Genomic DNA, 15,288 nt, shown 5'->3' on the forward strand with positions numbered 1-15,288 from the left:
CTGGCACAACGGTACTAACCTCGGGTCGGCGTGAGAGGAGATTGCCGCGATGCCGGAGCCGCAGCCGGGTACCGACCGGCCGGTCGACGGGACCCGTCCGCAAGCACAGCGGGACGGGGAGCCGGCGGTCACCCAGGAGCAGGCCACCCCGATGGTCCTCGGGGCACCCACCGGCCCTGACGGCACCCGTGTGCTGCCCGCCGACACGCCCGATCCGACCAGCCCGCCGGCTCAGGGCGACCAGCCGGATTCCGGGGATCAGCCGACCCGACCGAACGCCTCCGCGGCGAGCGACCCCACGGCCGCCCCGCCCGCAGCCCCCGAGGCCACCGCACCGGCCGACACCGCCGAGGTCACGGCACCGGCCGACACCGCACCGGAACGACCGGGCGCCGAAGGGCCGGCCGGCGAAAACCCGCCCACCATGATCGACCCGGAGCCCGCCGCCATCCCGCCGACAGTCGCCGAGGTCGGCCCGCAGGGCACCCGGATCATGCCCCAACCCCTGCCGGACGCCGAGCCTCCGCCGCCGCGCTGGAGCGCAGCCGCGGCCGTACCACCGGCACCGCCGCGCCGCCGCTCGTGGGGCGAGTCGGCCGAGCCGACCCCACCGCCGCCGGTGGCGGCGAACCACCAGCCCGAGCACCAGACCCCGGTCGACCCCTGGGCTGGTGCCGACACCAGCGGATGGAATCTGCCCTCCGCCGACTTCCCGGTCCTGCCGCCGACCCTGTCGTACCCGGCGCCGCCGCCGACCCGGACGCACCCCGCCCCGCCGGACCCGCCCCCGCCAGCGGCCCACCAGCCGCCCCCGGTGGCCCACCAGCCCCCACCGGCGGCCTTTCCGCCGCCCGCGGCCCCGGCCCGGCCGATGCCGCCGGGGTACCCGCCGCCGAACTATCCACGGCAGGTCCATCCGGCCCCGCCCTCGGCACCGGTCGGGCCACCGCCGCCGCCGGCCCGGGGACGCAAGGTCAAGAAGGCACCGCCGCCCGGCTGGCAGCCCCCCGCCGGGGTCGCCCCGAAGCGCAAACGGCGTCGCTGGCCCTGGGTACTGCTGCTGACCCTGGCCTGCTGCTGCGGCTGCCCGGCCTACTACGGCACGCCGATGGTCACCCAGTACCCGGCCAATGCCGCCCTTCCCAAGCAGGTGGCGGATCTGCGGCTGCGGGAGGATCCGCGCAACGCCCAGGCCGCCCGGAAACTGGAGAACCAGACCCGCGAGGCGCATCTGCTGGCCGACGACGTCTTCGCCGGGGTCTACACCACGAGCGTCGGGAAGCGGGTGACGGTCTTCGGTGGCACCGGCTTCCGGCTCACCCCCTCGGCCGACGCCGACGCCGAGATCGAACGCCTCACCGAGGAGTACTCCCTCGGGGCGGCGGAGGTGGTGGACAGCGGCGTCCGGGGGCGGCACGGGCGCTGCGCGGCGGGCCACTCCGAGGGGACCGGGGTGGTCGTCTGCACCTCGGTCGACCACGGCAGCATCACCACGGCGGTGTTCACCAACCTCTCGATGGACGACAGCGCCCGGCTGCTCGGCACCCTGCGGGAAAAGATCATCACCCCCGAATGACCTGACCCGCTTCCGACCCGTACCGGGCCGGCTCGGGCCACAATCGACCCATGCCCCGGCGTTGGCTGTTCGCCGACCAACTCGGACCGCACTTCCTCGATCGGCGCGACCAGCCGGTGCTGCTGATCGAGTCCAAGGCGGTCTTCCGTCGTCGGGCCTTCCACCGGCAGAAGGCGCACCTGGTGCTCTCCGCCCTGCGGCACCGGGCGGCCGAACTGGGCGACCAGGCGATCTTCCTGCGCGCGGAGACCTACCGGCAGGCACTGCGCCGGGTACCCGAACCGCTGGAGGTCTGCCACCCGACCTCCCGGGTGGCGCTGGACTTCGTCCGTGGGCTGGACCAGGTGACCGTACTGCCGCCCCGGGGCTTCGTCACCGGGCTGGAGGAGTTCGCCGACTGGGCGGACGCCCGGCGTGGCGCCCTGCGGATGGAGACCTTCTACCGGTTCGCCCGGGAGCACCATCGGGTGCTCGTCGACGGCGCCGAGCCGGTCGGCGGGCGGTGGAGCTTCGACACCGACAATCGCAGACCCCCGCCGAAGGGCACCGAGCGACTGGACGTACCTCCCCCGCCGATGCCCCGCGAGGACGACATCGACGCCGAGGTACGCAAGGACCTGGACCGCTGGGAGCGGGAAGGCATCCGGTTCGTCGGGCGGGACGGTCCGCGCCGGTTCCCGGTCACCACCCGGGAGGCCCAGGCACGGCTACGGCACTTCCTCAAGCATCGGCTGCCCCACTTCGGCCCGTACGAGGACGCCATGCTCGCCGGTGACCCGTGGCTGGCGCACAGCCTGCTCTCCTCCTCGTTCAACCTGGGACTGCTGGACCCGATGGCGGCGATCCGGGGCGCGGAGCAGGCGTACCGCAAGCAGGGGGCGCCGCTGCCCAGCGTCGAGGGCTTCGTCCGCCAGATCCTCGGCTGGCGGGACTTCGTCTGGAACCTGTACTGGTATTTCGAGCCCGGCTACCAACGCAGCAACGCGCTGGGCGCCCGGGCCTCGATGCCGGCCTGGTTCCGGGACCTGGACGCCGACGCGGTGCAGGCACACTGCCTGTCGGATGTGCTGGCCGACCTGCGTGACCACGGCTGGGTGCACCACATCCCCCGGCTCATGGTGCTGGGCAACTACGCGTTGCAGCGCGGCTGGCGACCGGCCGAGGTGGTGGACTTCTTCCACCGCAGCTTCGTCGACGGCTACGACTGGGTGATGACCGTCAACGTGATCGGCATGAGCCAGTACGCCGACCTGGGACGGATGAGCACCAAGCCGTACGCGGCCGGTGGCTCGTACATCAACCGGATGAGCGACTACTGCGGCGGCTGCCGGTACGACCCGAAGGTCCGCCTGGGTGAGCGGGCCTGCCCCTTCACCGCCGGCTACTGGGCCTTCCTCGATCGCAACCGGGACCGGATTCCGGCCAACGCCCGGATGGCCCGCACGATGGCCCAGATGAACCGGCTCGACGACCTGGACGCCGTACGCGACCAGGAGAAACGCCGTTCCTCGAAGGCGCCGTGACCGGTGCCCTGACCGGCGTCGGTCAGTCGGCGGTCGGCTCGCCGGTGGTCTTCGGCTGGGCACGCGGCGGGGCGTACCGGGGGACGTACTCCTGACCGGTGAGCTTCTGGATCTCGGCCATCATCTCGTCGGTCATCCGCCGCAGCGAGAGCCGGTCGTCCGGCTGGCCGGTGAAGTCCAGCGGTTTGCCGAACTTGACGGTGATCTTCTTCCCGGTGAAGGGGCGCGGCACCCGGGCCCCGATCGGCTGCACCTTGTCCGTACCGATCATGCCGACCGGGATGATCGGCACCCCGGCCGCGATGGCCAGGCGGACCGCTCCGGTGCGGCCCCGGTACAGCCGCCCGTCCGGCGAGCGGGTGCCCTCCGGGTAGACGGCCACCAGGTCACCACCCTTGAGCGCGGGAATGGCCGCGTCGAACGCGGACAGTGCGGCCCGCCCACCGGCCCGTTCCACCGGGATCGCGCCGAGCCCGGTGAGCACGAACTTCGAGAACCGCCCCTTGACCCCGGTGCCGTTGAAGTACTCGGACTTGGCCCAGAAGGCCAGGTGCCGGGGTACCACCGTGCCGAGGAACAACTCGTCGGCCACGGACAGGTGGTTGCCGGCGAAGATCGCGCCGCCGGTCTCGGGTACGTGCTCCAGTCCCTCCACGGTCGGTCGGAACGCCAGCCGCAGCGTGGGCGCCACGGTGAGCTTGCCGATGGTGTAGAGCAGCGGCACTGGTCCTCCGACGATGGGTGATGTACGCAGTGGGGGCGCTGACACCGTAGCGGACCGGCGCACGTCGTCATGCGCGAGGTCGGGCGGGTCCGCTGGCTGGATGAGGGTGTCAGCGGGGGTCCCTGCGGCGTTGCCAAGGGACCCCCGCTCACTTCTCGGTCAGGTGCGGCGCACCGCTACCGTCACGGGCTCGCCCTCACCGACCTCACCGGCGAAGCCGTCGAGCTCCTCGGCGAAGTCGACCCGCTCGGCCAGCACCTCCCGGGCCACGAAGTCGGCGTACGCCGACACCGCCTCCCGTACCGGTGCCGAAGCGGCCACGGTCGCCACGATCCGGTCGGAGATGTCCAGGTCGGCATCGCGCCGGGCCTGCTGCACCACCCGCACGACATCCCGGGCCAGCCCCTCGGCGGCCAGTTCCGGGGTGACCGTGGTGTCCAGCACCACCACCCCCTCGCCACCGGGCAGCGGCGCGGAGTGCTCCGCGTCGGCCGCTACCAGCCGCAGCTCGTACTCGCCCTCGGCGAGGGTGACCCCGGCGGCGACCGGGGCGCCGTCGACCAGTTCCCACTCCCCCGCCTTGACTGCCTTGATCACCTGCTGGACCTGCTTGCCGACCCGGGGTCCGAGGGCCCGGGGCACCACGGTCAGCACCTGCTGGCAGTACGCCGACACGTCGCCGGTGAAGACGACCTGCTTGACGTTGACCTCGTCGGCCACCAGGTCGGCGAAGGGCCGCAACTGCTCGGCGACCGGGCTGGCCACGGTCAGGGTGGACAGCGGCAGCCGCACCCGCAGACCCTTGGCCTTGCGCAGCGACAGGGCCGCCGAGGCGACCGCCCGGACGTTGTCCATCGCGGCCACCAGGTCGTGGTCGGCCGGGAACTCCTCGGCGGCCGGCCAGTCGGTCAGGTGCACCGAGCGCTCACCGGTCAACCCCCGCCAGATCTCCTCGGCGGTCAGCGGCACCAGCGGCGCCACCACCCGGCACAGGGTCTCCAGCACGGTCGACAGGGTGTCGAAGGCGTCGGCGTCGCCGGACCAGAACCGGTCCCGGGAGCGGCGCACGTACCAGTTGGTCAGCGCGTCCAGGTAGGACCGCACGGTGGCGCAGGCACCGGAGATGTCGTACGCGTCCATCTGCGCGCCGACCGTCGCCACCAGCTCGTTCGTCTTGGCCAGCACGTACCGGTCGAGCAGGTGCGTGCTGTCCGTCCGACGCCGGGCGGTGTAGCCGTCGGCGTTGGCGTAGAGGGAGAAGAAGTACCAGACGTTCCACAGCGGCAGCAGCACCTGCCGGACGGCGTCCCGGATGCCCGACTCGGTGACCGGCATGTCCCCGCCACGCAGCACCGGCGAGGACATCAGCATCCAGCGCATCGCGTCCGAGCCGTACGAGTCGAAGACGTGGTAGACGTCCGGGTAGTTGCGCAGGCTCTTGGACATCTTGCGCCCGTCCGAGCCGAGCAGGATGCCGTGGCTGAGGCAGTTGCGGAACGCCGGCCGGTCGAACAGCGCGGTGGCCAGCACGTGCATGGTGTAGAACCAGCCACGGGTCTGCCCGATGTACTCGACGATGAAGTCGCCCGGGTAGTGGTGCTCGAACCAGTCACGGTTCTCGAACGGGTAGTGCACCTGGGCGAACGGCATCGAACCGGACTCGAACCAGCAGTCCAGCACCTCCGGCACCCGACGCATCATCGACTTGCCGGTCGGGTCGTCCGGGTTGGGGCGGACCAGGTCGTCCACCGCCGGCCGATGCAGGTCGGTCAGGCGTACGCCGAAGTCCCGCTCGATGTCGGCCAGCGACCCGTACACGTCGATGCGGGGATAGTTCGGGTCGTCCGAGCGCCACACCGGGATCGGGGAGCCCCAGAACCGGTTCCGGCTGATCGACCAGTCCCGGGCGTTGGCCAGCCACTTGCCGAAGGAGCCGTCCTTGATGTGCCCGGGCGTCCAGTTGATCTGCTGGTTCAGCTCGACCATCCGGTCCTTGAACTTGCTCACCGCGACGAACCACGAGGACACCGCCTTGTAGACCAGCGGGGTGTCGCAGCGCCAGCAGTGCGGGTACGAGTGGGTGTAGGTGTCCTGCTTGAGCACCACCCCCCGGTCCTTCAGCTCCCGGATCACCGGCTTGTTGACGTCGAAGACCTGCTCACCGGCGTACGGCGGGACCAGCGCGGTGAACCGGGTGTGGTCGTCCACGGTGACGATGGTCGGGATGCCGGCGGCGTTGCAGACGTTCTGGTCGTCCTCACCGAAGGCCGGGGCCAGGTGCACGATCCCGGTACCGTCCTCGGTGGTCACGAACTCCGCCCCGAGCACCTGGTACGCGTTCTCACCGGCCTGCTCCACCAGGAAGTCGAACAGCGGGGTGTACCGCCGCCCCACCAGGTCCGCGCCGCGTACCGTGCCGAGAAGCTCGTAACCCTCGAGTTCCTTGGCGTACGCGGCCACCCGCCCGGCGCCCACCAGGTAACGCTCGCCGTCGCGCTCCAGCACGGCGTACTCGATGTCCGGGCCCACGGCCAGGGCCAGGTTCGACGGCAGGGTCCACGGCGTGGTGGTCCAGACACCGAGCTTGACCGGGCCACGGACCAGTTCCGGCGCGGACTCGTCGGCGGTCAACTCGAACCACACCGTCAGCGTGGGGTCGTGCCGGTCCCGGTAGACGTCGTCCATCCGGGTCTCGGTGTTCGACAGCGGGGTCTCGCACCGCCAGCAGTACGCCAGCACCCGGAAGCCCTCGTAGACCAGACCCTTGTCGTGCAGGGTCTTGAAGGCCCACATGACGCTTTCCATGTAGTCCAGGTCGAGGGTCTTGTAGTCGTTGGCGAAGTCGACCCAGCGGGCCTGCCGGGTGACGTACCGCTCCCAGTCCTGGGTGAACTCCAGCACGGAGGTGCGGCAGGCCTCGTTGAACCGGGCCACCCCCAGGTCCAGGATCTCCGCCTTGCTGGTGATCCCGAGCTGCTTCTCCGCCACCACCTCGGCGGGCAGGCCGTGGCAGTCCCAGCCGAAGCGGCGCTCCACCCGTCGACCCCGCATGGTCTGGTAGCGCGGCACCACGTCCTTGACGTACCCGGTGAACAGGTGCCCGTAGTGCGGCAGCCCGTTGGCGAACGGCGGCCCGTCGTAGAAGACGTACTCGTTGTCGGCGTCTCCGCTGCCGGCGCCCGTCTCCGATTGCCGGCCGGAGGCCGGCCGCTGCTCGATGCTGGCTTCGAAGGTCTTGTCGGCCGTCCAGTGCTCCAGCACCCGGCGCTCGACCGCGGGCAGGTCCGGGCTCGCCGGGACACCGGCGGCGGTCGGGTCGTGCAACGGATAGGCCATCGCCTGTCGCTCTCCTCGCTGACACTCACTGTGTGTGGGTCTTGCGAGGACGAGCCCTTCTCCGGTACGCCGTCACCGGCGCCCCGGGCCAGGCCCGCGGTACCACCCCGCTTGACGGTCAGGATCGACCGCCCGCTCGTTGACCGGCTGTAACGGGCCGAACCCGTCCGGTTCTACTCGGGCACGAGGCCCTTTCTTCCGGAGGCTCCCCGGTGATGGCCGGATCGTCGCCAGTCCCCCCATCCTACCCGCCCCACCCACCCCCCTCACCCCCATAACCCACCCACCCCACCCCCTCCTCCACGCGATCTTGCACTTTTGGTCGCCGTTAAGCGGCTTTGGACCCGAAATGTCCCGACCAAAAGTGCAAGATCGACGCAGAAGTGCGGGGTGAGGGTGAGGGAGAGGGAGGGCAGCGCGTGGGTGGGGTGGGGTGGGTCAGGGGAGGGTGGGGAACCAGAGGGCGATCTCGCGCTTGGCGCTGTCGACGGAGTCGGAGGCGTGCACGAGGTTCTCCCGGTTGGACAGGGACAGGTCGCCACGGATGGTGCCGGCGGCGGCCCTGCGCCCGTCGGTGGCCCCGATCAGGCCGCGTACCACGTCGATGACCTGGTCGCCGGAGAGCACCAGGGCGACCAGCGGGCCGCTGGTCATGAAGGTCTTCAGCGGCGGGTAGAACGGCTTGTCGACGTGCTCGGAGTAGTGCTCGTCGGCCAGCGCGTCATCCATCGTCCGGGACACCATCGCGTCGATCCGCAGCCCCTTGCGCTCGAAGCGGGAGATGATCTCGCCGACCAATCCACGGCGGACCGCATCGGGCTTGATCAGTACGAGCGTGCGCTCGTCCGGGGTGCTGCTGGACACGCTGGGTTCCTCCTCGAAGCGGAAGCCGATCGGGCTGGGTACGGTCAGCCTAGCGGCCCGGCACCGGTGCCGGCGCGGTGGTCGGTGCTTCCCCCGATCCCCGATCCGGCCTAGCCTGGCCCTGACCATCCGGGAGGTCCACTGTGGCGAACGGCGGGAACCGGCCCATCGCACCGGTACGCAAGTTGGTCGCTACGGTGCTCGGCACCGTGGCCACCTTCGTCATCCTTTTCGGCCTGGGCATGACCAGCTGGGCCATCGTGGCTCTGGGCGTCGCCGTGCTGGCCCTGGCGATCGCGCTGGCCACGATCCGCGCCGGCGGTCGTACCTGGGTCATCGGCGCCGGGCATGTGCACAGCGCCTCGGAGCCACCCACCCAGTACGCCTTCGGGCGTTGTGAACTCCAGTTGGTGATCGACGCCCCAGGGCTACCACCCCGGTCGAAGAAGATCATCGAGCCTCGGGTGCCGGTCTCGAAGTGGCCCTCCCTGGGGCAGAGCCTGCCGATCCGGGTGGCCCTGGACGACCCGCGTCACGTCCGGGTGCTCTGGGACGAGGTGCCCACGCACGCCGAGACCGGCACGGTCGACCCGCCACCGGAGTACGCCGACCAGGTTCCGCCGGACGAGATCCTGATCGGTCAGGAGGCCCCGCCCTGGGCCGACCGGGCACCGGAGGACGATTTCCCGCTGAGCGACCCGCTGGCCGGCCCCGAGGAACCGATCGAACCGGTCGAGCCCCGGGAGACCGTACGGGTGCGCCAGCGTCCCGGCGGGCCGGTCGTGCTGGAGGGGACGGTGGTCGAGCAGTCGAACGACGCTCCGCTGCCCCGACGGGCCACCCCGGCACCTCGTACCCCCGCCGAGGAACGCTTCGTGGCCGCCACCGCCACCCCGGCCGCCACGGTCTCCCCGGAGGCCGCCGGGGAGACGCAGGCCGCCGGGGAGACGCAGCCGAGCGGGACGCGGGTGGCCGACCCGATCCCCCGCCCGACCGACCCGCTCGACCCGATCAACCTGCCCCTGGCCGCCCCGTCCCCCCGCCCGACCGACCCGCTGGACCCGATCGACCTATCCCTGGACGATCCGGAACCCCGACCCACCTGGATGACCGACCCCCAGCCGCCCCCGACGACCGCGAGCGACCCGGAGCCGACCCAGGAGATGGTCGAGGACCCCGAGGAGGCCCGGAAGCTGGATGCGGCGATCTTCGGGTACGACCCGGAGGCCGCCGACCCGGACACCGCGGACCCCGCCGCACCGATCAGCGGCGTCGGCATCACGCTGTTGGTCACCGACCTGGCCCGATCCCTGGACTTCTACCGGGGTCGGCTCGGCTTCACCGAGGTCGACCGGGGCGCCGGCAACGCCGTGCTCGCCTCCGGGGCGACCCGACTGGTGTTGCGCGAGGTGTCCGGCGCCCAGCCGGTGAGCCGTCGCCTGGTGCACGTCAACCTCGACGTCGACAACATCCAAGGCGCCTACGAGCGGCTACGCGACTCCGGGGTCCGGTTCACCTACGCCCCCAGGGTGGTCAACCGGGGCAACCGGTTGGAGGTGTGGGCGGCGGCGTTCCGCGACCCGGACGGTCACGGCATCGCACTGACCCAGTGGCGGGAGCGCGCCGAGGCGTGAGCCGCCTCGGCTCAGCCCAGAATCACCCGACGAACGTGCCAGGCGTACGCCCACACCAGCGCGAACATCACCCCCAGCACGAGCAGGGACCAGTGCAGCAGCCCGGAGAGCAGCAGCAGTCCCTGCAACACCGTGCCGGCGTTCCACGCCCACGGACGGCCCATCATTGCGGCCAGTACGGCGGCGGCCACGGCCAGGGCCATCACCGCCCCGACCGCGGCACCTCCCAGGTCACCGCCGACCAGCCGGATCGGCTGGATGGCCAGCAGCAACACCAGCGCCTCCAGGGCCAGGGTGCCGGCGCCCAGACCGCGTACCGCCCGCTGGGGGTCACGCAGCCCCGACCGCCGCTGCTGAGGCTCCTCCGGTGCGCTCATCGCTTCAACAACCGGCGCGCGTCGGCGACGGTCACCACGGAACCGGTGACGATCACCCCGACCCCGGCGAGTTCACCGGGTACGTCCTCCTCGGCCAGGGCCACCGCCGTCTCGATCGCGTCCGGCATCTCCTCGGCCACCTCGACCCGGTCCGGCCCGAACACCTCGGCGGCGAGGGCCGCCAACTCCTTGGCCGGCAACGCTCGTGGCGAACTGTTGCGGGTCACCACCACCACGTCGACGACCGGCTCCAACAACTCCAGCATGCTCGCCGCGTCCTTGTCGGCCAGGGTGCCCACCACGGCGACCAGCTTGCTGAAGGCGAACTCCTCCTGCAGGGCGGTGACCGTGGCCGTCATGCCCTGCGGGTTGTGCGCACCGTCGAGCAGGATCGTCGGGGCGGAACGCACCCGCTCCAGTCGACCCGGGGAACTGGCGGTGGCGAAGCCCTCCCGCACCGTTTCCAGGTCGAGCTGTCGCCGGGCACCGGCACCGAGGAAGGCCTCCACGGCGGCGAGGGCCACCGCCGCGTTCTGCGCCTGGTGGGCGCCGTGCAGGGGGAGGAACACCTCCTCGTACACCCCGCCGAGGCCCTGCAAGGTGAGCACCTGTCCGCCGACCGCCACCGCCCGACGCAGTACGCCGAACTCCGAGCCCTCGCGGGCGATGGTGGCGCCGACCTCGGCGCAGCGTTGCAGGATCGGCCGAGCGGCCTCCTCCTCCTGCGCGGCTGCGATGACGGTCGCGCCCGGGTGGATGATGCCGGACTTGGCGACCGCGATGTCCTGCAAGGTGTCACCGAGCCACTCGGTGTGGTCCAGCCCGATCGGGGTCAGTACGCACACCCCGGCCTGGATCACGTTCGTGGCGTCCTCGGCACCCCCCAGCCCCACCTCGACCACGGCCACGTCCACCGGCGCGTCCGCGAACGTCGCGAAGGCCAGGGCGGTGGTCATGTCGAAGTAGGTCAGCGGCTCGGCCGAGCGGTCGTCGACCAGCGCGGCAAGCGGCTTGACCTCCTGGTACACGGCGGTGAACCGGGCCTCGTCCACCGGCTCGCCGTCCAGGCTGATCCGCTCCCGCACGGTCTCCAGGTGCGGGCTGGTGTACCGGCCGGTGTGCAGCCCGAAGGCCCGCAACAAGGAATCGATCATCCGGGCCGTGGAGGTCTTGCCGTTGGTGCCGGTCAGGTGGATCGAGGGGTACGCCCGCTGCGGGCTGCCCAACAGGTCGAGCAGGTCCGAGATGCGGTCCAACTCGAAGACCATCCGAGTGAACCCCCGCCCGGACAGTTCCGCCTCGACCTCGGCGAAGGCCGCCCGATCGGCAGATTTGCCCCGGTCGGTGCGCTGATCGGCGCGGCCGGGCCGGCCGGCGTCCGCCGGTCGACCCGTACCGCTGCGTTCGTTGCTGTCGGTCACGAGGGCAGCGCCTCCAGAGCGGCGTCGATACGGGTCAGGTCGGCCTCGGCCGCAGCCAGCCGATCCCGGATCTTGGCGACCACGGGCTCCGGGGCCTTGCCGACGAACGCCGGGTTGTCCAGCTTGGCACGGGCCTGCCCGGCCTCCTTCTCGGCCGCCGCCCGGTCCTTGGTCAACCGGGCCCGTTCGGCGGCGATGTCGATCGACCCCCGGGTGTCCAGGGCGACACTGACCTCCCCCGGCATGGCCAGGGTCGCGCTGGCCTGGAAGTCCTCCCCGGCCACGTCGAGCCGGGCCAGGGAGCGGATCAGCGGCTCGTGCGCCGCGACACCGGCACCGGCCAGCCCGTCGAGCCGGGCGGCGACCCGCTGGGTCGGACGCAGCCCCTGGTCGGAGCGGAACCGACGGACCTCGGTGACCACCCGTTGCAGGGTGGCGATCTCCGCCTCCGCGCCGGTGTCGATCCGGGCCCGGTCGGCTACCGGCCAGGCAGCCGTCATCACGGTCTCGCCACCGGTGAGCGCGGTCCACAGTTCCTCGGTGACGAAGGGGATCACCGGGTGCAGCAGCCGCAGCAACTGGTCCAGCACGTGCCCGAGGACCCGGCGGCTGGTGTCGGCGGCGGCACCCCCGGCCGCCAGCACCGGCTTGCTCAACTCCACGTACCAGTCGCAGACGTCGTCCCAGGCGAAGTGGTAGAGCAGATCACAGACCTTGGCGAACTCGTACGCCTCGAACTGCTCGTCCACCTCGGCGGTGACCTGCGCCAGCCGGGACAGGATCCACCGGTCGACGGTCGACAGTTCGGCCGCGTCCGGCAGGGGTCCCTCGGTGTGCGCGCCGTTGAGCAGCGCGAACCGGGTCGCGTTCCACAGCTTGTTGCAGAAGTTGCGCGACCCCTGACACCAGTCCTCGCTGACCGGCACGTCACCGCCCGGGTTGGCGCCCCGGGCCAGGGTGAACCGGGTCGCGTCGGCCCCGTACCGGTCGATCCAGTCCAGGGGGTCGACCACGTTGCCGAAGGACTTGGACATCTTCTTGCCGTGTTCGTCGCGGACCATCCCGTGCAGGGCGATCACGTCGAACGGCTGCTTGCCGTCCATCGCGTACAGGCCGAACATCATCATCCGGGCAACCCAGAAGAACAGGATGTCGTACCCGGTGACCAGCACACTGGTCGGGTAGAACTTCGCCAGGTCCGGGGTCTGCTCCGGCCAGCCGAGGGTGGAGATCGGCCACAGCCCGCTGGAGAACCAGGTGTCCAGGACATCCTCGTCCTGGTGCCAGCCCTCGCCGGTCGGCGGCTGCTCGTCGGGTCCGACGCAGACCACCTCGCCGTCCGGGCCGTACCAGACCGGGATCCGGTGGCCCCACCACAACTGCCGGGAGATGCACCAGTCGTGCATGTTGTCGACCCAGGCGAAGTAGCGCTTGGCCAGATCCGCCGGTTCGATCGCGACCCGGCCGTCGCGCACCGCGTCACCGGCCGCCTTGGCCAGCGGGGAGGTGTTGACGAACCACTGCAACGACAGCCGCGGCTCGACCGTGGTCCGGCACCGCGAGCAGTGCCCGACGGCGTGCACGTACGGCCGCTTCTCGGCCACGATGCGACCTTCGGCGCGCAGGGCGGCGACGATCGCCGGACGGGCCTCGAACCGGTCCAGCCCCTCGAACGGGCCGGGTGCGGTGATCACACCCCGCTCGTCCATGACCGTCAGCGCGGGCAGGTCGTGCCGCTGCCCGATCTCGAAGTCGTTCGGGTCGTGCGCCGGGGTCACCTTCACCATGCCGGTGCCGAAGGCCGGGTCGACATGCGTGTCGCCGACGATCGGAATCCGGCGCCCGGTCAGGGGCAGCTCGACCTCGGTGCCGATCAGGTGCCGGTAGCGCTCGTCGTCCGGGTGCACCGCCACCGCCGTGTCGCCGAGCATGGTCTCGGCCCGGGTGGTGGCCACCACCACCTCGTCGCTGTAGCGGATCGAGACCAGTTCACCCTCGTCGTCGGAGTGCTCCACCTCGATGTCGGACAGGGCGGTGAGACACCGCGGACACCAGTTGATGATCCGGTTCGCCCGGTAGATCAGGCCGTCGTCGTACAGCTTCTTGAACATCGTCAGTACGGCCCGGGACAGGCCCTCGTCCATGGTGAAGCGCTCGCGGTCCCAGTCGACCGAGTCGCCGAGGCGACGCATCTGACCGAGGATCGCGCCCCCGGACTCCGCCTTCCACTGCCACACCCGCTCGACGAACTTCTCCCGGCCGAGGTCGTGGCGGGACTGGCCCTGCGCGGCCAACTGCCGCTCCACCACGTTCTGGGTGGCGATGCCGGCGTGGTCCATGCCGGGCAGCCACAGCGCCTCGAAGCCCTGCATCCGCTTACGCCGCACCAGGGCGTCCTGCACGGTGTGATCGAGCGCGTGGCCCATGTGCAGGGAGCCGGTGACATTGGGGGGCGGGATGACGATGGTGAACGGCGGCTTGTCGCTGCTGGCCGACGCCCGGAAACGACCGTCGGCTACCCACTGCTCGTACCGTCGCTGCTCTACCTCGCCGGGCTGGTACTGGCCGGCGATGGTCGGGGCGTCGGGGCGTCGGGTATCCACATTCTCGGTCACCTAAGAAAGTCTACGGAGGGCTTCAGCGGACCCGACGTGGGCCACCGGTGATGTCGCGTACGGTGGCGGCTATGTCCGACCCACATCTCACCGCCCGCCACCTGGACGAGGGTGCTCCCCCGGTCAACCTGACCGACGAGCCGATCGAGCTGGGCAACCGGGACCCGCAGGCGGCCCCGGAACGCACCCCGGCCGCTGGTCGGCGGCGCCGGGTCGGCATAGCGATACTGGCGGTGCTGGCCCTGACCGGCGCGGGAGCATTGGGCGCCTGGGGCTGGCGGATCGCTGAGCAGAAGGACACCCAGATCGCGACCCCGGACCAGGTCGCAGGGCTGACCCGCGACGACAGCGAACGCGCCGTGAGCACCGCCGACTACCTACGCAGCGGCCTCGCCGCGGACATCGAGCTGGACACCAGCTTCGGTGCCGTCTACCAGGATCCTGCCGACGCCCGCCGATCAGTGCTGTTGTTCGGGGGTACCACCCTGCTGTGGCAGCCGGAGCGGGATCTGGAGAGTCTTTTCGGCCTGATGTCCGACGAGACCGGGGCGGTTGCCGGCTTGCGTGACGTGTCCTCGGGTCGGCTCGGCGGGGTGATGAAGTGTGGCAGCACCAGCGGCGAGGGCGGCGACTTCGCAGTCTGCGGGTGGGCTGACCACGGCAGCGTGGCCATCGCCATGTTCCCCTTCCGCCCGGTGGACAACGCCGCCGAGCTGCTGCGTCAGATCCGGGAGACCGTACAGACCCGCAACTGACCCCCCCACGCGGGCGTCTCTGTGGTCTGTCGGTGTCTGTGGTCTGTCGGGCCCTTTGTTGTTCCCTCAGCTCTGTTGCTCTGCTTCAACCACCGCAACAACCAGCGTTAAAGCTGTTGCGTCGGTTGAAGCAGAGCAAAGGGTGTTCAGGGGACAGGCAGGCCTCTTGGGCCGGCGGCCATGACACCGCGCACGCCCGTCACGCATGGAGGCGGGCGAACCCAGCACCCAGCACCCAGCACCCAGCACCCAGCACCCAGCAGACCCTAGGACGCCCCGCGGGCCCGCTGATACCTGTTCAGGGGTTCGCCGTGGTCGGGGTTGTGGGAGCCCGTCGGGTCGGCGCAGAGTCGGCCGTCGCCGGTCCCGGAGGCAGTGACACTAGGGGGTATACGTTTGAGGGCCACCCCAGCTGGGGTGGCCCTCAAATCGAAGTGTGTCCGGCGGTGTCCTACTCTCCCAC

General features: G+C 71.1%; 10 protein-coding genes. 4 read left to right on the top strand and 6 right to left on the bottom strand.

All coding sequences use genetic code 11. The features are described from left to right. The first annotated feature begins 49 nt into the window (after window positions 1–49). Both ACLQ2T_RS22550 and ACLQ2T_RS22555 read left to right on the top strand, forming a co-directional pair. Window positions 50–1,576: a hypothetical protein gene (locus ACLQ2T_RS22550; RefSeq protein WP_425768327.1), complete on the top strand. Its 1,527-nt coding sequence runs from the start codon at window positions 50–52 to the stop codon at window positions 1,574–1,576. A 50-nt stretch (window positions 1,577–1,626) separates the two neighbouring features. Next, window positions 1,627–3,099 (top strand): cryptochrome/photolyase family protein, encoded by a 1,473-nt coding sequence (locus tag ACLQ2T_RS22555; RefSeq protein ID WP_425768328.1) that lies wholly within the window; start codon window positions 1,627–1,629, stop codon window positions 3,097–3,099. A gap of 22 nt (window positions 3,100–3,121) precedes the next feature. Here the strand turns inward: ACLQ2T_RS22555 and ACLQ2T_RS22560 are convergent, their stop codons facing one another. The 3 genes from ACLQ2T_RS22560 to ndk form a co-directional block, all read right to left on the bottom strand. After that, window positions 3,122–3,823: a lysophospholipid acyltransferase family protein gene (locus tag ACLQ2T_RS22560; RefSeq protein WP_425768329.1), complete on the bottom strand. Its 702-nt coding sequence runs from the start codon at window positions 3,821–3,823 to the stop codon at window positions 3,122–3,124. Between the two features lie 159 nt (window positions 3,824–3,982). Then, entirely contained in the window at window positions 3,983–7,159 is a 3,177-nt protein-coding gene (gene ileS, locus ACLQ2T_RS22565; protein WP_425768330.1) for an isoleucine--tRNA ligase, read from the bottom strand. Between the two features lie 438 nt (window positions 7,160–7,597). Continuing rightward, window positions 7,598–8,023: a nucleoside-diphosphate kinase gene (gene ndk, locus ACLQ2T_RS22570; RefSeq protein ID WP_425768331.1), complete on the bottom strand. Its 426-nt coding sequence runs from the start codon at window positions 8,021–8,023 to the stop codon at window positions 7,598–7,600. 143 nt (window positions 8,024–8,166) lie between these two features. Here ndk and ACLQ2T_RS22575 point away from each other — a divergent pair, with 143 nt between their 5' ends. Further along, window positions 8,167–9,657, top strand: a complete 1,491-nt coding sequence (locus ACLQ2T_RS22575; protein WP_425768332.1) for a VOC family protein — start codon at window positions 8,167–8,169, stop codon at window positions 9,655–9,657. Window positions 9,658–9,668: 11 nt separating this feature from the next. Here the strand turns inward: ACLQ2T_RS22575 and ACLQ2T_RS22580 are convergent, their stop codons facing one another. From ACLQ2T_RS22580 to ACLQ2T_RS22590, 3 genes are all read right to left on the bottom strand, one after another. Then, window positions 9,669–10,034, bottom strand: a complete 366-nt coding sequence (locus tag ACLQ2T_RS22580) for a DUF4233 domain-containing protein (protein WP_425768333.1) — start codon at window positions 10,032–10,034, stop codon at window positions 9,669–9,671. Continuing rightward, window positions 10,031–11,302, bottom strand: a complete 1,272-nt coding sequence (locus ACLQ2T_RS22585; RefSeq protein ID WP_425768348.1) for a bifunctional folylpolyglutamate synthase/dihydrofolate synthase — start codon at window positions 11,300–11,302, stop codon at window positions 10,031–10,033. Before ACLQ2T_RS22585 ends, ACLQ2T_RS22580 begins: the two co-directional genes overlap by 4 nt. A gap of 149 nt (window positions 11,303–11,451) precedes the next feature. Further along, on the bottom strand, window positions 11,452–14,070 hold the full coding sequence (locus tag ACLQ2T_RS22590) for a valine--tRNA ligase (RefSeq protein WP_425768334.1): 2,619 nt from the start codon (window positions 14,068–14,070) through the stop codon (window positions 11,452–11,454). A 71-nt stretch (window positions 14,071–14,141) separates the two neighbouring features. Between ACLQ2T_RS22590 and ACLQ2T_RS22595 the strand changes: the two genes are divergently transcribed. Beyond that, window positions 14,142–14,825, top strand: a complete 684-nt coding sequence (locus ACLQ2T_RS22595; protein ID WP_425768335.1) for a hypothetical protein — start codon at window positions 14,142–14,144, stop codon at window positions 14,823–14,825. Window positions 14,826–15,288 lie beyond the last annotated feature (463 nt).

Origin of the sequence: Micromonospora sp. DT229 (genome assembly GCF_049844505.1) — a bacterium.
In the GTDB taxonomy this organism is placed as follows: Bacteria; Actinomycetota; Actinomycetes; order Mycobacteriales; family Micromonosporaceae; genus Micromonospora.